Here is a 20,308-nt window from a genome sequence, read left to right as displayed (position 1 = left end):
CCCCCTATTTCCCTGACAAAATTTCTTGTTCCATCATATTTATAACGCAGAATATTTCGTCTTTTTTAGTTTTCAATGCAGCCTTATTCACAATCATTCGAGCTGATATAGAGCACATTTCCTCAAATACAATTAACCCGTTTTCTTGTAATGTTTTTCCTGTTTCAACAATATCAACAATTGCATCTGCCAAACCTAGAAGTGGAGCAATCTCTACAGATCCTTCTATTTTAATAATTTCTACATCCTCCCCTTTATCATGAAAATATGTAGAAGTAATGTGCGGATATTTCGTAGCAATTCGTTTTTTTCGATAACTCTTCGGATTATACGTCGGAATAGAAGCGACACAAAATTTACACACGCCCACTCCTAAATCGACCATCTCATATATATCTTTCTCAAATTCCATTAATATATCTTTTCCAACGACTCCAATATCAGCTACGCCATGTTCTACATAAGTAGCAACATCTACCGCTTTCACTAAAATAAATGAAATGTTTGTGTTTTTACTTTTAAACACAAGTTTTCTTCCTTTATCTTTGAGCTCCGAACAATCAATTCCAATTTTTTCAAACAGTGGAATAACATGCTTTTCTAATCTTCCTTTCGTTAACGCAATTTGAATGTTACGCATGAAGCCTCCCCTTCTTTCTGGATGATCCATTTCTCTCTCCATACATATTCCACTAGTGACTCACTCTTCGCCTCAACGACTGTCATTATTTTATTCTTGTTTGCAAATTGAAAAGTATCGTTTAAATTAGAGAATAAAGATAACTGGGCATTCTTTCCGTCCTTTTGCAGTAAATTTCGTAACCTTTCCGCTTCTGCTAATCTATTTAACTCATAATGAATCATAATATCTATTCTCTTTCGTTTATATGGTTCTTGCTGCTCTTGAAGTGCCTTAACTATTTGATTTACTTGCACCGCGAGCCCAACCGCTGGCATCATCTCTCCAAAATTTCCAATTAACTCATCATATCTTCCGCCACTAACAATCTCTTCTCCAATTTCATATATATACCCTTTGAAAATAACACCCGTATAATAATCCAAATGTTGAACCATACCTAAATCAATTGATATGTAAGGGCCATATCCTAACTGTTCAATTGTTTCATATATTTCTTTCACTCTCGCAATGGCCATTTTCATTTCATTACTTGAGGCGAGTTTTTCTGCTTCCTCAACAACATCTAAACTCCCGAATAACCTTGGTAGTTTCTCAAGTAACCTTACTGTTTCATCACACCGATTTAATTTCTTTTCTTCTATAAAATGTGAGAGTGCGGCATAATTTTTACTTTCAATATACGTTCTAAGTAACTTCTCTTCTTCATCATTAATGGGGAGCTTTTTTACGATACATTTATATAACTGCACTTGCCCAATCTCAATTGTGAAAGATTGCACCTTTAATTTTTGAAGTGCTTGAATTACGCTTATCACACATTCAATTTCAGCCCTTACATTTTCAATCCCGATAATTTCAATACCACTTTGCACTATTTCATTATATTTCCCAGTAAGGGACTCATTCGCCCGAAATACATTCCCGCTATAAGTTACTTTAAGAGGAATATCCCCTCTCTGTGTTCCAATTACTCTTGCTAAAGGAATTGTCATATCTGGGCGTAAAACGATAATCCGTCCTTTTTCATCGAAAAATTTATACATCTTTTCTTCATCTATCGGCCTGTTTTGAAATGCAAAAACATCATAAAATTCAATTGTAGGTGTCCTTATTTCTTCATAACCTCTCTCTAAAAAGGTCCGTCTTAATTTTTGTTCCACTTCTTCAATTAACGTACATTCTTCGAATAAGTAATCTCTCGTTCCATTCGGATTTGCCCGTTTCCACTTTGTCATCTGAATTCACACACCCTTCCCTCTTTAATTTATGCACATTCCATCCACCCAAACCGAAAATAAAAAGAGCCTTGTAGACAAAATACCTACAAGGCTCTTTAGTAGAGTGTAGGTACAACGGGAATAACCCTTGTGCCTACACGTTTTCACGTTAGGTTCAAGGGTTTCATGTATGATGATGTAGTTTTGTAAGCATTTTAATAGATTGCACGATATTCATAATACTTACTCCCTTTCTCCTCTGATTTTTTACATAGTATATAACAGTTAATTCTGAATGTAAATACATTTCGAATATTCTACTTTTAGTTAATGTGAAGCTACTTTTCTTTCATACTCTTCAATTTCTTGTTCATATTGCATTGTAATGCTGATTTCATCTAGACCATTTAATAATTTTTCTTTCCACATTTTCTCGATTGTAAAATGAAACCTGTGCGTATTCGTAATAATTACTTCATTCTCTAAATCAACTTCCATTTGATCTCTCGCATTCGTTTTGGCAAGTTGTTCACGCATCTCTTTATCCATTACAATCGGTAACATACCATTCTTCATACAATTCATATAAAAAATATCTGCAAATCCTCCGGCGATAATAACGCGGAAACCATAATCCGCAAGCGCCCACGGAGCATGTTCTCTTGAAGAACCACATCCAAAATTATCACCTGTAATTAATATACTTGCTCCTTTTCGTTCTTGTGCATTAAGGGAGAAATTAGGATTTTCATGGCGCTCATTATCGTAACGCCACTCATCAAATAAATATTTTCCAAATCCCGTCCTTTCAATTCTCTTCAAATATTGCTTCGGAATAATTTGATCTGTATCAATGTTATCATTCATAAGTACTGCGGCAGTACCTTTATGAATATGAAATGGTTCCATCGTAACTCTCCTTTCTAATATCAACAAAATGACCATATAACGCAGCTGCTGCAGCCATAGCTGGACTTACTAAATGTGTTCGTGCTCCTTTCCCTTGCCTTCCTTCAAAATTACGATTTGAAGTAGAAGCACAATGTTCTCCTTCAGGTACTTGATCTGGATTCATCCCAAGACACATTGAACATCCAGGCTCTCTCCATTCAAATCCCGCTTCTTCAAATATGCGATGTAAGCCTTTTTGCATCGCCCGCTCTCTCACACTTTTTGATCCTGGTACAACGAGTGCTCGCACACCTTCTTTTACCTTTTTCCCTTTTACAACAGATGCAGCAATTTCTAAGTCAGATAAACGTGAATTTGTACAAGAACCAATGAAGACATGCTTAACAGGAATTTCAAACGTACTTTGCCCAGGGCTCAATCCCATATATGAAAATGCTCTTTCATCATTTTCGTTATGCTTCTCTGGTAATTTTTCATCAATAGGAACACCCATACTAGGATTTGTTCCCCAAGTGACATACGGTGCTAAATCCGTAACATCTACCGAAATATGTAAATCATAAATTGCATCTGAATCTGTATAAAGCTCCGACCATTTTCCCGTAAACGTTTCATAGTCTTTCGGTGCATATTCACGCCCTTTTACATAAGAAAATGTTTTCTCATCTGGTGCAATGATGCCAGCTTTCGCTCCCCCTTCAATTGCCATATTGCAAAGTGTCATTCTCTCTTCCATACCCATATCACGAATCGTCTCTCCGTAGAATTCCATTACATGACCCGTTCCAACCGCTACACCGTACTTTGAGAGAAGATGCAAAATAATATCCTTTGCATAAACGCCTTTCGGTAACTTTCCTTTTAATTCAATCCCCATCGCTTTCGGTTTTCGTTGCCACAACGTTTGAGTTGCTAATACATGTTCTACTTCACTCGTACCAATACCAAACGCTAAAGCACCGAAAGCACCGTGGGTTGCTGTATGGCTATCACCGCATACAATCGTTTTCCCCGGTTGTGTGAGCCCAAGTTCTGGTCCTATAACGTGAACGATTCCTTGCTCTTCATCACCAATATCGGCTAATCGCACCTTAAATTGTTTACAATTGTCACGAAGTGTATCCAATTGCTGCTTCGCAATGCGATCGGTAATATTCCAAACATCTTTCGTTGGAATATTATGATCCATCGTTGCAAACGTTAATTCCGGTCTCCGAACAGTTCGATTTGCAAGCCGCAAGCCTTCAAAGGCTTGCGGTGACGTTACTTCATGAACGAGATGAAGATCGATATATAATAAATCCAATCCATTTTCATTCGTTACAACTACATGTCTTTCCCAAAGCTTATCTAGTAACCTTTTCCCCATTATCTTCCTCTCCCTACTAGTGCCTGCTCTTCCATTTCTTGAATAACTGCCCTCGTAAATGAAGTTGTCGTCTCATCCCCCCCAATATCAGCTGTACATTTCCCAGATTGAAGAACTGCAGAAATTGCCTCTTCAATCGCATACCCTTCTCTCGTTAATCCAAATGATTGCCCAAGCATCATCGCTACTGAACGCATCATCGCAATTGGATTCGCTTTATTTTTACCTGCAATATCTGGCGCTGATCCGTGAATAGGCTCATATAAAGACGGCCCGTTTTCCGCATGGCTCGCTGATGGAAGCATTCCTAATGACCCTGCTAATACAGAAGCCTCGTCGCTCAAAATATCACCAAATAAATTTTCTGTTACGATAACGTCAAATCTCCTTGGGTTTCGAATTAACTCCATAGCAGCTGCATCTACTAAAATGTGCTCTAATTCAACATTAGGATAACGAAGAGCTACTTCTTCCGTAACAGCTCTCCACAATTTACTAGATTCTAAAACATTCGCTTTATCAATAGAGGTTACTTTTTTCTCTCTCTTACTCGCTAATTGAAAAGCATACGACACGATACGTTCAATTTCATGACGATGGTACGTAAGTGTATCAGTTGCCGATTCTTCCGTTCTTTCTTTCGGATAAGAGAAATAAATACCGCCTGTTAGTTCACGAACGACAACGAAGTCAATTTCATCTGCGTTTTTTAATGGCGATAAATGTGCAGTTGCGCTTTCTACTGTTACAGGACGAACGTTCGCAAATACACCAAGTCCTTTTCTTAAAGCTAATAATCCTTTCTCTGGCCTTTCTTTCGCATCATCCCACCGCGGTCCACCAACCGCTCCAAGTAAAACCGCATCACTCGCTAAACAAGCGGCAAGTGTTCGCTGTGGTAATGGTTGCCCATTTAAATCGATAGCCGCTCCGCCAAAGTACTCATCTTGTAAATGAAAGTGATGTCCATATAGCCTCTCTACCATATGCAATACTTCCTTCGCGCTTTCCATAATTTCCGGACCAACACCATCACCCGCTAAACAAACGATACGTTTTTCCAATTAAAACACTCCTTTTTATCTGAATTTTCAGAAATATACTTTGATAAGTAAGGGACGATCCCCTCACTTATCAAACAGTTACTTCACAAGAGTAATAAAAGATTTTAATTTTCCGGCCGCATGAACATACGCTCTCGCCGATGCTTCTAATACGTCTTGCGCAACACCAAAACCTGATACTTGATGAGTTCCTTCTTTTAATTCAACATGAACATGTGCAAGTGCATCTTGACCTTGCGTTATAGATTGTATGCGATAATCCGCTAAGTCACATTCTAATCCTAAAATTCTTTGAATTGCATTATAGATCGCTTCAATACTTCCAGAACCAGTTGCTGCATCTTCGTACATATTTCCTTCCTCATCTTTTAGTACAACCGTTGCACACTGTGTACTATTTGATACGAAATGTACTTGCAATTGAGTAATGCTATATTGCTGGGCCGCAAATGCTGCTTCACCAAGCATAAGCGCACGTAAATCTTCTTCTGTAATTTCTTTTTTACGGTCAGCCAAGTTTTTAAATGCTTCAAACACCACATCTCGTTCTTCTTTTGTAAACTCATAACCAAGTTCTTTCATTTTTTCAGTAAACGCATGGCGCCCGGAATGCTTTCCTAATACAAATAGATTTTGTGACTCTCCAATCAGTGATGGTTCAATAATTTCATACGTCGTTACTTCTTTTAATACACCGTCTTGATGAATACCTGATTCGTGAGCAAAAGCATTTGCTCCAACAATCGCCTTATTTTTCGGTACAACCATACCCGTTAACCGACTTACTAACGTACTCGTCGCTTTAATTTCTTTTAATGTCATAGAGGATTCTGCTTCATAGAAATCTTTTCTAATATGGAGAGCAACCGCGACTTCTTCTAGCGCCGCATTCCCCGCTCTTTCTCCAATTCCATTAATCGTTCCTTCTACTTGTAACGCTCCGCCTTCAACCGCAGCTAACGAATTCGCTACTGCCATCCCAAGATCATCGTGACAATGACAAGAGAAAATTGCTTTTTCATACGACGGAACGGATTCTTGTAAGTATTTAAAAAGAGAATAATATTCTTCTGGATTCGTATATCCAACTGTATCAGGAATATTGATTACATTCGCTCCTGCGCGAATCGCGAATTCTACTGCTTCAGCTAAAAATGCTCTCGATGTTCTTGTTGCATCTTCTGCTGAAAATTGAACTGTTGGAAATAGTGATTTCCCGAGCGTAACCGAGCGATGTATGCTATCTAATACATCTTCTTTTGACATACAAAGCTTATATTTCATATGAATGTCACTCGTAGCTAAAAATACGTGTAAACGAGGAGAGACAGCGCCTTTCACAGCTTCATAGGCTCTTCGAATATCACTTTCTTTCGCTCTAGCTAAACTCATAACCGTAGCATTTTGAATGGTATTTGCGATACGTTTTACCGATTGAAAATCACCTTCAGAAGCTGCTGCGAATCCAGCTTCCATTACATTAATACCAAGTCTCTCTAGTTGCCTCGCAATCTGTAATTTCTCTTGTTCATTTAAATTAACTCCTGGTGATTGTTCGCCATCACGAAGCGTCGTATCCATGAACAAAATTTGCTTCATATTATTTAATCCCTACCTTTACTCTGGGCTGTACAAAAGGCATCATTTCACGTAATTTACGTCCAACTACTTCGATTTCATGTTCATTTTCTTTTTCATTTGTCGCCTGGAAATTTGGTCTTCCTGCTTTATGCTCTGCAATCCAGCCTCTTGCAAATGTACCATCTTGAATTTCTGCTAGTACTGCACCCATCGCTTTCTTCGTATCTTCAGTAACAACGCGTGGCCCTGATACGAAGTCCCCCCACTGCGCTGTATCTGAAACTGAATATCTCATATTTTCAAGTCCACCTTCATACATAAGGTCAACAATTAGTTTCAGTTCATGTAAACATTCAAAATATGCAAGTTCAGGTTGATAACCAGCTTCAACTAACGTTTCAAACCCAGCTTTTACTAGTGCAGTTACTCCGCCGCAAAGTACAGCTTGCTCTCCAAATAAATCTGTTTCTGTTTCTTCTTTAAACGTTGTTTCTAATACACCTGCTCTCGTCGCCCCAATTCCATCTGCATATGAAAGTGCCTTTTCAGTCGCAACTCCTGTTGCATCTTGATATACTGCAAATAATGCAGGAACAGCTCCCCCTTCCGCAAACGTACGACGTACTAGATGTCCTGGACCTTTCGGTGCTACTAGAAATACATCTACATTAGCTGGCGGTTTTACTTGATCAAAGTGAACATTAAATCCATGCGCGAAAACGAGAGAATTGCCGCCTTGTAAGTTTGGTGCAATTTCAGCTTCATATACTTCCGGCTGTAATTCATCAGGTAGTAGAATCATTACTACATCTGCTTTTTCTGCTGCTTCCGCTACTGTATATACAGAAAAACCGTCTTCTTTCGCCTTATCCCATGACTTCCCTTTCCTCAGTCCTACTACCACATCAAATCCGTTATCACGTAAGTTTTGCGCATGCGCATGGCCTTGCGATCCATATCCGATGATTGCTACTTTCTTTTCCTTTAATACATTTACCGTTACGTCTTTTTCATAATAAACTTTCGCCATTTTCATTTCCCCCTATTTTTTAAATAATTATTGAATTAACATAACTTGTTTATCTTGTTTTTTCATACTACGTGTAAATGCTGTTACACCTGTTCTAGCAATTTCTTTCAAACCATATGGACGAAGTAATTCAATTAACGCTTCTACTTTCTCCTGGGTACCTGTTACTTGCACCACTATGGAATCCTTCCCAACGTCTATTACAGCGGCTCGGAACGGTTCAATTAAACTATATAATTCTGCTCTTGCTACAGACGTTGCTACTTTAATAAGTGCAAGTTCTCTAGCGATCATCGCTTCTTCTGTAATATCTGATACTTTCAGTACATCGATTTGCTTATGAAGTTGTTTAATTAACTGCTCAACTTGCTGTTCATTTTCAACGTGTACAACAATCGTCATTCTCGAAATATCCGATGATTCCGTATGACCTACTGAAATACTTTCAATATTAAAATGTCTACGTGTCATAACACCTGTAATTCGATTTAACACACCGCTTTGATTTCGAACTGTCGCTGTTACAATTCTCTTCACCTTTTCTCCACTCCCTCCATTTGATGAACGCCTTTTCCTGGGGCAACCATCGGCATTACCTTTTCGGATTGAAGTACGCGGCAATCAATTACAACAGGCTCTCTTAACTCAATTGCATACTGTAATTGTTGCTTTGCAAGAAGTGGGTCTTCAATACGAACACCTTTTATGCCATAAGCATTGGCAAGCGCAACAAAATCTGGTTGGCATGAAAGTAAGGAGTGCGAATATCGCCCATTATAAAATTCCTCTTGCCATTGTCTTACCATTCCTAAAGCTTCATTATTTAAAATAAACACTTTAACTGGTAAAGAATGCTCTTTTAATACACTTAGTTCTTGCAAGGTCATTTGAAATCCAGCATCACCGACAATTGCAATAACTAGTTCTTCAGGCTTTGCGATTTGTGCACCTATTGCTGCTGGAAATCCGAAGCCCATTGTTCCTAAGCCTCCAGAAGTTACCCATTTATCTGGATTTTTCAGCGGATAATATTGAGCTGCCCACATTTGATGTTGCCCAACATCTGTCGTTACAATCGCTTCCCCTTTCGTAATTTCGTATAGCATATCAATTGCATATTGAGGCTTAATACATTCCGAATGCTCTTTGTAAGAAAGAGGGTATTTTTCTTTTCTACTATTCAATAATGAGAGCCAATCATTGTGATTTACTTCCCCTTCCTTAAAGTTGAGTAGAGCTTCTAATGCTTGCTTCGCACTCGCAACAATTGGAATTTCAGTCGGCACATTTTTTCCGATTTCCGCTGGATCAATATCTATATGTGCGACAATCGCTTCTTTAGCAAAATAAGCTAAATTTCCAGTAAGACGATCGTCAAATCTTGCTCCTATATTTATAAGTAGATCACATTCGTATAACGCCATATTAGCCGTGTAAGAACCGTGCATTCCTCCCATCCCAAGAAATAATTTATCATCTGGCGGAAAACCACCAAGACCAAGTAATGTATGAACAACAGGAATTTCATATTTACGAGCAAAGCTTGTTAATTCTTTCGATGCCTTTGCATGCAATACACCTGCTCCAGCTAAAATTAACGGTTTTTTTGAAGTCGCAATCGCTTGTAATAATTTGTTTATTTGTAGTAGATTCGGTTCGTAATTAGGCTGGTATCCTGGTAAATCCATTTGTACATCACTACATCGCTCACCTTTCTCTACTACCATATCTTTCGGAAGGTCAATTACGACTGGGCCTGGTCTTCCTGTTCTAGCGATATGAAATGCTTCTTTAATAATTCGGGGTAAATCCGATGCTTTTCGTACTTGATAATTATGTTTTGTCACCGGCATCGTAAGCCCCATAATATCAGCTTCTTGGAAAGCATCACTCCCGATTAACGTTGTTGCTACTTGCCCTGTAAATACAACAAGTGGCAATGAATCAATCATCGCGTCAGCTAGACCAGTAATAACATTTGTAGCACCCGGTCCACTTGTTGCAATTACCACTCCTGGATTTCCTGTAATTCTTGCATATCCTTCAGCAGCATGAATTGCACCTTGCTCATGCCTCGTTAAAATATGCGGAATTTCACAATCATAAAGCGCATCATATAGAGGTAAAACCGCACCACCTGGATAACCAAAAATCACCTCTACTCCTTCCTTTTCTAGCGCTTCTAACAATAGCTGTGCACCAGTTGCCAGTTTCTCTTCCGTTTTTGAAGACATTTTTCTTATAAGCCCCCTTTTTTAAAACATTTATAAAATAAAAAAATCCTACGTCCACACTCCAGCTATGTGCTGAAGGGACGAAAGATTTCGCGGTACCACCCTTCTTTGCAAGATTACTCTTGCCTCAGTGACTCGGGATATGAGTCTAGCTAATAACGGAGCTACCGTCTAAGCCTAAACAAACGTTTCAACTTAGCACTCAAGGGTGATGTTCGTCGACGTGAACCATCGGTTTCCAGCAACCACCGACTCTCTGTGAGGCTTCACAGTCAACTACTCCTCCCTATCAACGCTTTATCATGTCATAAGAGCTATTATCCAACTTTATTTTCTTCGTAAATTTTCTCTCCATCTTCTACAACTAATTTACGGAATTCTTCTAATAAACGATTCGTATGTGGCCCTGTTCTACCTAAACCAATCGTTCTTCCATCTACTGTCGTAACAGCAATTACTTCAGCAGCTGTTCCTGTTAAAAACACTTCATCAGCTACATATACATCATGCCTTGTAAATAATTCTTCTCTTACGTCATATCCAAGTTTTTCGCCGATTTCTAAAATCGCGTTTCGTGTAATACCTTCTAACGCTCCAGCAGAACTTGGTGGTGTAATTAATTTATTTCCCTTCACAATAAATACATTATCTCCAGAGCCTTCAGCTACATATCCTTGTTCATTTAACATAAGTGCTTCTTGTACTCCAGCTAATTTCGCCTCAATGCGAACTAAAATATTATTTAAGTAATTTAAAGATTTTACTTGAGGCGATAAAACATCCGGGCGATTGCGACGCGTTGCAACTGTTATAATCGGAATCCCTTTTTCATAATATTCTTGTGGAAATAAAGATAATTGCTCTGCAATTACTACTACATTTGGTTTCGTACAAGAATCGGGATCTAATCCCAAGTTCCCAGGTCCTCTTGATACAACGAGGCGGATATATCCATTAGATAATTTATTTTGTCGAATCGTTTCAACAACGATTTTCGTTGCTTCTTCTAACGTATATGGAATTTCTAACATGATGGATTTCGCTGATTCATATAACCGGACAAGATGCTCTCTCAAACGGAAAACATTACCGCTATATACCCTAATTCCTTCGAACACTCCATCGCCATATAAATAGCCATGATCATATACTGAAACCTTTGCTTCGTCTTTTGGAACAAATTCTCCATTTAAGAAAATCCACTGCTCGTTCACTTGAAAGCGCCCCCTATGTTCTATGAGTTTTTTATTGTTTCCTAGTCTACTCTCCTTTTCAAATAAATCAAGTGAATTTTTAGAAAATTTTTAATTTTTAATCGTACGTACATCTTTGTTTATATTGATTTAATAACATTGTTAACGTTTACAAAAAGTCAAAAAATTTTTTTCGTCAAATTCTACTAAAAAAAATATTTGTTTAAAAGAAGGGTTTTCGCCAATTGATACGAATCTATTGTATTCAATAAACGGACGTCCGATTTTATAAATCCGGGAATATACAACGACTTTTGGTGAAAAAGGGGGAAAATAACAAAAATAACGCTGTCTAAAAATAACATTCATATTTTTCATTTCGTAATCATAATCCTATTTTTAAAAAACAATTTGTCAAATTGAAGGAGGAAATAACAATGGCGTGTGTACAAATTAAAGGAACGAGACAAGAGGTAGTAGAAATGCTACAACTATTTGACCTAATGGATACGAAAGGATTTTGTAAATTCGATAATTACGTTGAAGTAGAACCAAATAGTAGGAAACATAACAACTACACAGCTTCAATCGATATTCAGTCTAATAACAGTTCAGCACAAGATACATTAAACGATCAATTCGTAAGTCAAATGCTTACTGGTGTATATAACGACTAAACAAATATTCTCTTCCTACCATCTTTTCATAAATATATGCTATGAACTTGAGCATACTAGCAACTAGATGGTAGGAGGTGAAAATTATGGCTAAAATTGGTGTTGAGAACTCTTTAACTGATGTTCAACAAGCTCTTCAGCAACAAGGGCATGAAGTCGTTTCACTTAACTCTGAAAACGATGCACAAGGTTGTGATTGTTGTGTTGTAACTGGGCAAGATTCTAATATAATGGGCATTGCAGATACATCGATAAAAGGATCTGTAATTACAGCACATGGTTTAACAACAGATGAAATTTGTCAGCAAGTTGAAAACCGCGCTTAATCATTTTTATCACATTATTTGTGAGCTAACATTTAACGAGAATGGTCTCACTGATTATAGTTTCAATTTATCTATAGAAAGAGGGCTCCTTTTGAAAAGGAGCCCTCTTTTTTATATTCACCTAACGGGAAAGTAACATATACTGGATGAAAGCCCTACCTCTCTCTCATCATTACGGTTCCACTGACCGCTCCTTGATTCACTAGTATACATATAAAGCTTACATATACAATTTATAGGGTTTGTTCACAAAAGTTGTTGGTAAGACTACCCGATCTTTCGCAAACTTTTCGTATTATATTCATAAGATTTATTTACTTTACACTAGCTTTAACCGAGACACGAATTAAAATTTTAACACCAATACAATAACTTGTCAACAATTTTTACAAATTAAAAACAGACATTAACGGTTTGTCTGTTTTAGAATGGAGCTTTTTCTTTTATTACATATACAACAAAACCGCTTACTAACATACATAAGCCAACTACTAAGTTTTTGATATTAATCATAAATTCCTCTCCCTTATTCCACACATCATATATATTTACAGTTCAATTATTCCGATCGTCATAAAGCGCACTTTTTCTAATATATCATAATTCCTAAAAAATGCAAGTTCACTTTTGGCGACCATTCACAAATTTATCCACAGTGCTTGGCACAGTATTTAACGCTTTTTCAATTAAATGTGTACTACTATTGAGATGCAACACTTGCACACCGTTAGAACCAACTACTAAAAAAGCAACTGGGCTAATTGAAACCCCAGCCCCGCTTCCGCCTCCGAATGGATGACTTTGCCTGTTCTCTTTATGCTTCCCTTGTCCGCCGTTATGTTTTTCAGAAATAAAATCCCCTTTAAAGTCACTTCCACCAGCTCCAAAACCAAAAGCCACTTGAGATACTGTTAATACTACATTTCCGTCAGCTGTTGAAACCGGACTTCCAACAATCGTATTTACATCTACCATCTCTTTTAAATTTGTCATTGCTGTTTTCATTAAATTTTCAATTGGATGTTCCATTATGTACTACACCCTTTCCTTATTATTCTTTTTTATACTTTCCAAAATAGAGGAAGTCATACTAAGTTTTCCTATTTTGAAAAAACATTTTCCACTTTCCAATTGGATATTACTCCCTGTACATGCTCGGATAAAAAGGAAAAAGAGATACATACTACTATTGAACCTTGTTATGAAAGGAGTCCTTACTTTGACTGAGAAATTTGATGAATATAAAAAAAGAGATCGAATAGATAGTGATTATAAAGAAGAATACGCAGCTGAAGTTGCACCACAGCGTATCGATTATGATGATAAAGATAACGATGATGTAAGATCGTCTGCAGCTGGATCGACTGCTGGTTTCATTGCTCTTGCCTTAGCAATATTATCATTATTCACATTCCCAACACTATTTGGTCTTGTGTCTGTTCTACTTGGTATTTACGCTTATAATCGCGGGGCTACTGTAACTGGCGGTACCGCTGCCATTGTGGGTGGTATCGCTGCACTCATTGCGATTTTATTCCGAGTGGCGCTTATTGGTTTATTGTTCTCTCTTTTTTAAAAAGAAAAAGGTATCTCGCTTTATGCGGGATACCTTATCCTGTAAATACATCTTCTGATGGATATTTAATTTTTTGTTTTGCTGGTCGTGCCAAAGAGAACACAAGTGTTAACGGTCCGATTAATCCACAAAACATAACAAACATAATAATACATTTTCCAAACGCCGATAGCTTCGCAGTAATCCCCATTGTTAACCCTACTGTACCAAACGCTGAAATTGTCTCAAATAATAACTGAATAAAACTGAAGTCTTCTGTAAGCATTAATACAAATACCGCTGTAAAAATAAGTATTTGACTAGCAACGACAATTGCTAACGCTCTCGTTACTGTCGACATTTTAATCGTACGCTGAAATAAAACAAAATCCTCTTTCTTTCTAAAGAAAGAAAGAACTGATGTAATTAAAATAACGAATGTCGTTAACTTAATTCCACCGCCTGTCGATACACTTCCCGCACCAATAAACATTAATACCATTGTAAATAGTATCGATGACTCTTCCATCCCCCCATAATCTACCGTGTTAAAACCAGCTGTACGAGGTGTAATTCCTTGGAAGAACGAAGCCCATAATTTTTCATTTAAAGATAAGTGCCCCAAAGTCTTCACATTATTATATTCCAATACAAAAATCACAATCATCGCAATAACATTAAGTGCTATCGTTCCAACAATCATGATTTTGGAGTGCAGTGATAATTTTCGGAAACTACGGCTATACCATATATCAATTAATACCGTAAATCCTAACCCTCCTATTACAATTAAAGAACAAATCCCAATATTAATAATAGGATCTCCTACATATCTTGTTAAATTATCTGGCCAAAGCGCAAAGCCGGCATTATTATATGACGCAATAACGTGAAAAACACTATAGTATAAACCTTTTCCAAAACCAAACTCTGGAATAAAGCGAATCGATAAAAAGATAACTCCAATTAGCTCAATACAAATAGAAAAAATAAAAACACGTTTTACTAATTTCACAAGACCACCAATATTTGTTTGATTAAATGCTTCTCCAATTAATAATCGGTGGCGTAAACCAATTTTTTTCCCTAATACCCAAACAATTAAAATGGCTATCGTCATAAGACCGAGACCACCCGTTTGAATTAAAAACATAATAACAATTTCACCAAACATCGTAAACGTACTCGCAGTATCTACAACACCTAAACCGGTTACAGTCGCTGCCGACGTAGCTGTAAAGAAAGCATCTACCCAACTAATATGTACTTTCGTTGCAAACGGTAACTTTAATAACAATCCTCCGACCACAATTAAACAAAAAAAGCCTAATGCTAAAATTTGTGGTGGATTCAATCGTATAAAACGATTATACAACCCTTGTTTTTTTGCTACTTCCATATCACTAACTCCCTTTATCAAGTGAAGCTTTTATCCCCTCATAAATAAAGACTCTTTAAGAGCCTACAAGTAGCGGGATAAACCTTATATTCTTATAATATAGTTGAGCATAATCCTTTTTTTCATAGATTTCAACTTTTATTTATATTCAGACTCCTATCGTTTTACAAAAGAATATTTTCTATGATATCTCCACTTATACTATAACTCTTACAACAACTATTTTATCCTTTTTCAAATTCCCCTATCTTTCACTCCAAGTTCACACGAGAGTCACATCTACCTTTTATAGTATATGTATCGGAGCTGTTCCTCCCTAATTTATAAGACATTCCCCAGTGTCTTGAACAGCTTTCCATCCCTAATTAAATTGACATAAATTGTCCCCTTCCCTTGACCATCCTATATGTGATGGTCTTATTTTTTTATTCTTTCTATCTTTTATTTGAAACTCCCTCTCTCTTTCACTCCATGTTCACACGAGGATCACATCCACCTTTTATAGTATATGTATCGAAGCTGTTCCTCCCTAATTTATAAGACATTCCCCAGTGTCTTTGAATAGCTTCCATCCCTAATTAAATTGACATAAATTGTCCCCTTCCCTTGACCATCCTATATGTGATGGTCTTATTTTTTTATTCTTTCTATCTTTTATTTGAAACTCCCTCTCTCTTTCACTCCATGTTCACACGAGGATCACATCTACCTTTTATAGTATACGTATCGGAGCTGTTCCTCCCTAATTTATAAGACATTCCCCAGTGTCTTGAACAGCTTTCCATCCCTAATTAAATTGACATAAATTGTCCCCTTCCTTTGACCATCCTATATGTGATGGTCTTATTTTTTTTATTCTCTCTTTCTTCTTACTTAAAACTCCCTCTCTCTTTCACTCTATGTTCACATCTATCTTTTATAGTATATGTATCGAAGCTGTTCCTCCCTAATTTATAAGACATTCCCCAGTGTCTTTGAATAGCTTCCATCCCTAATTAAATTGATATAAATTGTCCCCTTCCCTAGGCCATCATGTGATGGTCTATTTTTTTTCCAAATACATAAATGTATTCTTTCCACATATTTCAGCAAAACTGGACTATATACATTGAAACAGACCATTTTATACTAAATATTCAGAAAATATTGTTAAAATAGGTATTTTTTCGGTATAATTAATTTAGAAAGCAATTTTACAAAAACAAAGGAGGGGTTTTTATTGAAACAAACAAAGGCAATCTTAATTGCATTATTTCTCGGTCTAGTTGTCGGACTCACTTTAAATTTAGCTGCTCCATCTATTTTTGAGCCATTGAATCAATATGCGTTCAATCCACTTGGTCAATTGTTTATTCGACTTATTAAAATGCTAGTTGTTCCTGTTGTGTTCATTTCTATCGTACTTGGGGCTGCTGGTCTTGGAGATCCGAAACAACTTGGAAGAATTGGTTTAAAATCAATTTCATTCTTTCTCGTAACAACAGCTGTCGCTATCTCTATTGCAGTTACATTTGCACTTATCATAAAACCAGGAGCTGGCGGTAACTTTAAAACAGACGGGCTTAAGTATGAAGGTGCAAAAACTGAAACATCTTTCGTTGATACATTGCTGAATATTGTGCCAGATAATCCAGCAAAAGCGATGGCTGATGGTAACATGTTACAAATCATTGCCTTTGCCGCATTAATCGGACTCGGTTTAGCTGTTTTAGGAAAACGAGTTCAAGGTATCCATTCATTACTTGAACAGGGCAACGAATTAATGATGTATCTTGTTAATCTCGTCATGAAATTAGCTCCAATCGGAACATTCGGGTTGCTCGCTTCGTCCGTTGGTAAAATGGGTCTTGCAGGCGTCGCTGCGATGTTCAAGTATATGATTGTCGTTATGTTGGTACTCATTATTCACGGTGTCTTCGTATACGGCGGCTTATTAAAGGTATTGGCAAAAGAAAGTATTATTCGTTTCTTTAAACATTTCGGACCGGTAATGGCAATTGGATTTAGTACATCTAGCTCTAATGCATCTCTTCCATTTGCTATGAAAACCGCACAAGAAAAACTTGGAGTTCCAAAAGCGATAAGCTCTTTTGTACAACCACTAGGTGCAACGATTAATATGGATGGCACTGCCATTATGCAAGGTGTGGCAACTGTATTTATCGCTCAAGTGTACGGAGTTGAACTTACATTAGCACAATTAGCCATGGTCGTATTAACTGCTGTACTAGCTAGTATCGGCACTGCTGGTGTACCAGGTGTTGGACTTGTAATGCTTACGATGGTTTTAAATCAAGTAAACCTACCAGTAGAAGGTATTGCTTTAATTATCGGTATTGATCGCATCCTAGATATGTCTAGAACAGCTGTAAATATTTCCGGTGATGCAATTTGCGCAATGATTGTCGCAAAATCAGAAGAAAAATATAATACAGATCAATCGGCAGCATCTTAAATCAAAAAAGGAGTGAATATATTCACTCCTTTTTTGATTTGCTTCCTTTTTTCGAACGATATTCTTTTCCTTTATTATCATTACCTGTTTCAAATTCAGTACTAAACTCCTGCTGGAATTGCCCTGATTTCGGTGAACCTTGATTTCCGCTACCTTTACTACCATTACGATTCGTCATATTTCTACCTCCTTCCTTTATTAGTAGTATGGCGCTCTATCTTTTTTCATACACATTTTATTTTTTATCATCTATTACACACAGAAGAAGACCTTCCATATATGAGGAAGGTCTTCTTTTTCATTAGGTAAGCGTTTTCTTATTTGTAATTATTTAAATAAGTTTTTTAGAAATAGATATCATTATATCCATTTCATCTTCTGAAAGTGCGGAAAATCTTTCTTGTAAATATTTCTTTTTCTCACCTTCCATTTTCGCCACTAAATCTTTCCCTTGTTCTGTAATCTCCAAATATACAACTCGGCGATCTGACGTAGAGCGTGAACGAGTTACAAAACCTTTATTAATTAATTTTTCTGTAACAGCTGTAATATGACTATTCGACACATTTAACTCATTCGCTACACGTGATACCATTTCTTTATTCGTACGATTCAATATTCTAAGGACGATGAACTCATTCCACGGTATGTAACCACCAAATATTTTTCCAATATCATTACGCAACGTGCGAAACATAGCAAACACATTTGTCGATAGTTCTTCCATTAATTGTTCTCGATTTTGAGACAATTTTGACAGCCCCTTTTATTTCATTTAGTTAAATAAAAACCTTATTAATAATTTTACATGAAATCTTACTTTTTGTCACCTTATTTTCCCATAATTCGTAGTTTTTTAATAGATATTTCATGGTACAATGAAATTGATTTTCCAGAAAAAGGAGTTGGAATAATGAGTGAAGAAGACAAATTTTCTAATCTCAGTCTAAAAGATAAGACTATTATTATTAGTGTTGTTATTCTTATTCTCATTATATTCTTTGCATTTATATTCTTTGTATATGTAGGAATCTTTCAAATTACAGGTATAGAATATTCATCAAGAACAGCTCTACTACTCTTTTTTTTACTTATTCTTTTATTAGATGGTATTACATATTTTATATTCATTTTCTTTAAAGTGCTCCTACATCCAATGATGACAAGTATGCCCAATTGGCTCTCAATTGCTCTGCTCTCTATAATTGAAATTACGTTAGATTGGTTTGTCATACATACCGCCGATGACTGGATAGAGAGTGTACAAATGTCCAACATAGCTGAATTATGTGTCGCACTATTCCTTTACACACTAAATAAATTATTTAGTGATAAGAAAGAGTAAGAATACAAGCTTTTCTATATAAAAATTGGTACAATAAAAATAAATTATACTAAAGAGGTGTTACTTATGAACTTACTACAATGGGCTGATAAAGGCATGTCATTTGATACATATGTGAATGAAATGAAAGTAAACCAATACGAGCTACTACACATTTACAATAACTTTTTAATTCCAAATGAATTACTTCCTATATTAGAAGAACGCCAAAATGACGGCTGGCGTGTTATCGTATTAACAGCTGATTGGTGCGGCGATGCTCTTTTATGTGTACCTGTTATGAAACGAATTTCTGAAGTTGCAAATATTGATATGCGTTTATTAATTCGCGATGAAAACTTAGAGTTAATGGATCAATACTTAACAAACGGAACAGCACGTGCGATTCCAATCTTTATTTTCATTGATAAAGACGGAAATGAACAAGCCGTCTTTGGACCACGAGCTCCAAAAATACAAGAATTAGTAACTTCAATGCGCGCTACATTACCTGAAAAAGAAGATCCAACATTCGAAGAGAAACAAAAAGAAATGTATGCTAATTTCCGTGCTACATTAGCTGATGATACTTCTCTTTGGGAACATGTAATGGAAAGCATGATTGAAAAAGTAGTAAAATAAAAAACATGCCGAATTCGGCATGTTTTTTATTTTACTAAATTATAATCCTTTTTTCTGAGAATATACAGCATCTACGCACGCTGCTAAACGTTCCATTTCACCCATGTATATTCCACGTGTCATCCACCCAGTCAACTTGTACATAATCTTATATAAAAAATTCTTCGGTTCAAATTCTACGATTAAAGTAAGCGATGTACCTTCTTCATCCTCTTCTAACATATAAGTTGCAGCTGTATAACCTTGCTTCATCTCACATCCAACTGAAACGATATACGGTTCATCATACTCTAAAATTTCCGCCTCAAATTCATATATTTTCTTCCCCATCTTTTGCACAGATATATATTTGTCACCTTCACGAGGGTTTTCAACATCTATATTTGAAGGATACCTATTTTCTACCATAAAGGTACTCCATTCTAGTATTTTCTCGTCATTGTGCACATAATCAAATACAACATCAATTGGTGCTGGAATTACTATTTCTATTGCAAAACTCACTAAATTGCTCCTCTCAAATACCCTATCGATTTCCTTAAAATTATTATAACGAAATCATTATGGCATATTTCACATGGTGAAATACAAGTAATTGAAGGTGAAAGTTTCATTTTTCTCTCTCTATAAAAAAATACCCTACAGAGTAGACTTTTTTTTCAAGTGTCTATTCTATATGGTATTGCT

At 36.5% G+C, this 20,308-nt stretch carries 23 protein-coding genes and 1 other annotated feature; of the genes, 6 read left to right on the top strand and 17 right to left on the bottom strand.

Going from position 1 to position 20,308, the window contains the following annotated elements:
- Positions 1-4: 4 nt before the first annotated feature.
- From hisG to SB773_RS16170, 11 genes are all read right to left on the bottom strand, one after another.
- Entirely contained in the window at positions 5-640 is a 636-nt protein-coding gene (gene hisG / locus SB773_RS16220) for an ATP phosphoribosyltransferase (RefSeq protein WP_060750586.1), read from the bottom strand.
- Positions 616-1,878 (bottom strand): ATP phosphoribosyltransferase regulatory subunit, encoded by a 1,263-nt coding sequence (locus tag SB773_RS16215; protein WP_060750587.1) that lies wholly within the window; start codon positions 1,876-1,878, stop codon positions 616-618. Before SB773_RS16215 ends, hisG begins: the two co-directional genes overlap by 25 nt.
- A gap of 309 nt (positions 1,879-2,187) precedes the next feature.
- Positions 2,188-2,769 carry a 3-isopropylmalate dehydratase small subunit gene (gene leuD, locus SB773_RS16210; RefSeq protein WP_002086742.1) on the bottom strand — a complete coding sequence of 194 codons (582 nt, stop codon included), beginning with the start codon at positions 2,767-2,769 and terminating at the stop codon, positions 2,188-2,190.
- Positions 2,747-4,141, bottom strand: a complete 1,395-nt coding sequence (leuC, locus tag SB773_RS16205) for a 3-isopropylmalate dehydratase large subunit (RefSeq protein WP_002011716.1) — start codon at positions 4,139-4,141, stop codon at positions 2,747-2,749. Before leuC ends, leuD begins: the two co-directional genes overlap by 23 nt.
- Positions 4,141-5,205 (bottom strand): 3-isopropylmalate dehydrogenase, encoded by a 1,065-nt coding sequence (gene leuB / locus SB773_RS16200; RefSeq protein WP_060750588.1) that lies wholly within the window; start codon positions 5,203-5,205, stop codon positions 4,141-4,143. Before leuB ends, leuC begins: the two co-directional genes overlap by 1 nt.
- A 78-nt stretch (positions 5,206-5,283) precedes the next feature.
- The gene (gene leuA, locus SB773_RS16195) at positions 5,284-6,804 is read right to left on the bottom strand and encodes a 2-isopropylmalate synthase (protein WP_410590862.1); all 1,521 of its coding nucleotides are present in this window, start codon (positions 6,802-6,804) and stop codon (positions 5,284-5,286) included.
- Between the two features lies 1 nt (position 6,805).
- The gene (ilvC, locus tag SB773_RS16190) at positions 6,806-7,816 is read right to left on the bottom strand and encodes a ketol-acid reductoisomerase (RefSeq protein WP_002126277.1); all 1,011 of its coding nucleotides are present in this window, start codon (positions 7,814-7,816) and stop codon (positions 6,806-6,808) included.
- Positions 7,817-7,843: 27 nt separating this feature from the next.
- Positions 7,844-8,353, bottom strand: coding sequence for an acetolactate synthase small subunit (gene ilvN / locus SB773_RS16185; RefSeq protein ID WP_000822948.1), 510 nt, complete (start codon positions 8,351-8,353; stop codon positions 7,844-7,846).
- Positions 8,350-10,050, bottom strand: coding sequence for an acetolactate synthase large subunit (ilvB, locus tag SB773_RS16180; RefSeq protein WP_002168823.1), 1,701 nt, complete (start codon positions 10,048-10,050; stop codon positions 8,350-8,352). The genes ilvN and ilvB overlap by 4 nt, the downstream gene beginning before the upstream one ends.
- Before the next feature lie 73 nt (positions 10,051-10,123).
- Positions 10,124-10,352: a binding site (T-box leader), on the bottom strand.
- Positions 10,353-10,367: 15 nt separating this feature from the next.
- The gene (gene ilvE, locus SB773_RS16175) at positions 10,368-11,264 is read right to left on the bottom strand and encodes a branched-chain-amino-acid transaminase (RefSeq protein WP_410590860.1); all 897 of its coding nucleotides are present in this window, start codon (positions 11,262-11,264) and stop codon (positions 10,368-10,370) included.
- Between the two features lie 141 nt (positions 11,265-11,405).
- Positions 11,406-11,621, bottom strand: coding sequence for a hypothetical protein (locus SB773_RS16170; protein WP_078184166.1), 216 nt, complete (start codon positions 11,619-11,621; stop codon positions 11,406-11,408).
- 59 nt (positions 11,622-11,680) lie between these two features.
- Between SB773_RS16170 and SB773_RS16165 the strand changes: the two genes are divergently transcribed.
- Complete coding sequence (locus tag SB773_RS16165; protein ID WP_002011724.1) at positions 11,681-11,920, top strand: DUF3911 family protein; 240 nt, start codon at positions 11,681-11,683, stop codon at positions 11,918-11,920.
- 86 nt (positions 11,921-12,006) lie between these two features.
- Positions 12,007-12,246, top strand: coding sequence for a YkuS family protein (locus tag SB773_RS16160; RefSeq protein WP_060750592.1), 240 nt, complete (start codon positions 12,007-12,009; stop codon positions 12,244-12,246).
- A gap of 423 nt (positions 12,247-12,669) precedes the next feature.
- Here SB773_RS16160 and SB773_RS16155 read toward each other — a convergent pair whose 3' ends face one another.
- Complete coding sequence (locus tag SB773_RS16155; protein WP_000608225.1) at positions 12,670-12,759, bottom strand: hypothetical protein; 90 nt, start codon at positions 12,757-12,759, stop codon at positions 12,670-12,672.
- Between the two features lie 108 nt (positions 12,760-12,867).
- Positions 12,868-13,275: a GerW family sporulation protein gene (gene ytfJ, locus SB773_RS16150; protein WP_060750593.1), complete on the bottom strand. Its 408-nt coding sequence runs from the start codon at positions 13,273-13,275 to the stop codon at positions 12,868-12,870.
- Positions 13,276-13,447: 172 nt separating this feature from the next.
- Here ytfJ and SB773_RS16145 point away from each other — a divergent pair, with 172 nt between their 5' ends.
- Positions 13,448-13,822, top strand: coding sequence for a hypothetical protein (locus SB773_RS16145; RefSeq protein ID WP_002011728.1), 375 nt, complete (start codon positions 13,448-13,450; stop codon positions 13,820-13,822).
- A gap of 34 nt (positions 13,823-13,856) precedes the next feature.
- Here SB773_RS16145 and SB773_RS16140 read toward each other — a convergent pair whose 3' ends face one another.
- The gene (locus SB773_RS16140; protein WP_367961902.1) at positions 13,857-15,200 is read right to left on the bottom strand and encodes a TrkH family potassium uptake protein; all 1,344 of its coding nucleotides are present in this window, start codon (positions 15,198-15,200) and stop codon (positions 13,857-13,859) included.
- A gap of 1,219 nt (positions 15,201-16,419) precedes the next feature.
- On the opposite strand from SB773_RS16140, the gene SB773_RS16135 reads away from it, so the two are divergent.
- A complete protein-coding gene (locus SB773_RS16135; protein WP_060750595.1) occupies positions 16,420-17,655 on the top strand; it encodes a dicarboxylate/amino acid:cation symporter in 1,236 nt (411 codons plus the stop codon).
- Positions 17,656-17,677: 22 nt separating this feature from the next.
- On the opposite strand, the gene SB773_RS16130 is transcribed toward SB773_RS16135, so the two are convergent.
- The gene (locus SB773_RS16130; protein WP_000184933.1) at positions 17,678-17,833 is read right to left on the bottom strand and encodes a hypothetical protein; all 156 of its coding nucleotides are present in this window, start codon (positions 17,831-17,833) and stop codon (positions 17,678-17,680) included.
- Positions 17,834-17,986: 153 nt separating this feature from the next.
- Positions 17,987-18,406: a MarR family winged helix-turn-helix transcriptional regulator gene (locus SB773_RS16125; protein WP_002166098.1), complete on the bottom strand. Its 420-nt coding sequence runs from the start codon at positions 18,404-18,406 to the stop codon at positions 17,987-17,989.
- A 162-nt stretch (positions 18,407-18,568) separates the two neighbouring features.
- Between SB773_RS16125 and SB773_RS16120 the strand changes: the two genes are divergently transcribed.
- Together SB773_RS16120 and SB773_RS16115 are read left to right on the top strand one after the other, a co-directional pair.
- On the top strand, positions 18,569-19,000 hold the full coding sequence (locus SB773_RS16120; protein WP_001287955.1) for a regulatory YrvL family protein: 432 nt from the start codon (positions 18,569-18,571) through the stop codon (positions 18,998-19,000).
- A 33-nt stretch (positions 19,001-19,033) separates the two neighbouring features.
- The gene (locus SB773_RS16115) at positions 19,034-19,621 is read left to right on the top strand and encodes a thioredoxin family protein (protein WP_410590894.1); all 588 of its coding nucleotides are present in this window, start codon (positions 19,034-19,036) and stop codon (positions 19,619-19,621) included.
- A 39-nt stretch (positions 19,622-19,660) separates the two neighbouring features.
- On the opposite strand, the gene SB773_RS16110 is transcribed toward SB773_RS16115, so the two are convergent.
- A complete protein-coding gene (locus tag SB773_RS16110) occupies positions 19,661-20,125 on the bottom strand; it encodes an SRPBCC family protein (RefSeq protein WP_002126258.1) in 465 nt (154 codons plus the stop codon).
- Positions 20,126-20,308: the final 183 nt, after the last annotated feature.

The organism is Bacillus sp. SIMBA_074 (assembly GCF_046534555.1).
In the GTDB taxonomy this organism is placed as follows: Bacteria; Bacillota; Bacilli; order Bacillales; family Bacillaceae_G; genus Bacillus_A; species Bacillus_A mycoides.
This window is presented reverse-complemented; position numbering and strand designations above follow the sequence as displayed.

Coding starts and splice junctions, on each gene's coding strand:
- SB773_RS16170 (WP_078184166.1), bottom strand. CDS start 11,621: ATGAAAAATATGAATGTTATTTTTAGACAGCGTTATTTTTGTTATTTT.
- leuA (WP_410590862.1), bottom strand. CDS start 6,804: ATGAAGCAAATTTTGTTCATGGATACGACGCTTCGTGATGGCGAACAA.
- SB773_RS16145 (WP_002011728.1), top strand. CDS start 13,448: ATGAAAGGAGTCCTTACTTTGACTGAGAAATTTGATGAATATAAAAAA.
- ilvC (WP_002126277.1), bottom strand. CDS start 7,816: ATGGCGAAAGTTTATTATGAAAAAGACGTAACGGTAAATGTATTAAAG.
- SB773_RS16140 (WP_367961902.1), bottom strand. CDS start 15,200: ATGGAAGTAGCAAAAAAACAAGGGTTGTATAATCGTTTTATACGATTG.
- SB773_RS16160 (WP_060750592.1), top strand. CDS start 12,007: ATGGCTAAAATTGGTGTTGAGAACTCTTTAACTGATGTTCAACAAGCT.
- SB773_RS16130 (WP_000184933.1), bottom strand. CDS start 17,833: ATGACGAATCGTAATGGTAGTAAAGGTAGCGGAAATCAAGGTTCACCG.
- ytfJ (WP_060750593.1), bottom strand. CDS start 13,275: ATGGAACATCCAATTGAAAATTTAATGAAAACAGCAATGACAAATTTA.
- SB773_RS16165 (WP_002011724.1), top strand. CDS start 11,681: ATGGCGTGTGTACAAATTAAAGGAACGAGACAAGAGGTAGTAGAAATG.
- SB773_RS16215 (WP_060750587.1), bottom strand. CDS start 1,878: ATGACAAAGTGGAAACGGGCAAATCCGAATGGAACGAGAGATTACTTA.
- leuD (WP_002086742.1), bottom strand. CDS start 2,769: ATGGAACCATTTCATATTCATAAAGGTACTGCCGCAGTACTTATGAAT.
- SB773_RS16155 (WP_000608225.1), bottom strand. CDS start 12,759: ATGATTAATATCAAAAACTTAGTAGTTGGCTTATGTATGTTAGTAAGC.
- leuC (WP_002011716.1), bottom strand. CDS start 4,141: ATGGGGAAAAGGTTACTAGATAAGCTTTGGGAAAGACATGTAGTTGTA.
- hisG (WP_060750586.1), bottom strand. CDS start 640: ATGCGTAACATTCAAATTGCGTTAACGAAAGGAAGATTAGAAAAGCAT.
- SB773_RS16120 (WP_001287955.1), top strand. CDS start 18,569: ATGAGTGAAGAAGACAAATTTTCTAATCTCAGTCTAAAAGATAAGACT.
- ilvB (WP_002168823.1), bottom strand. CDS start 10,050: ATGTCTTCAAAAACGGAAGAGAAACTGGCAACTGGTGCACAGCTATTG.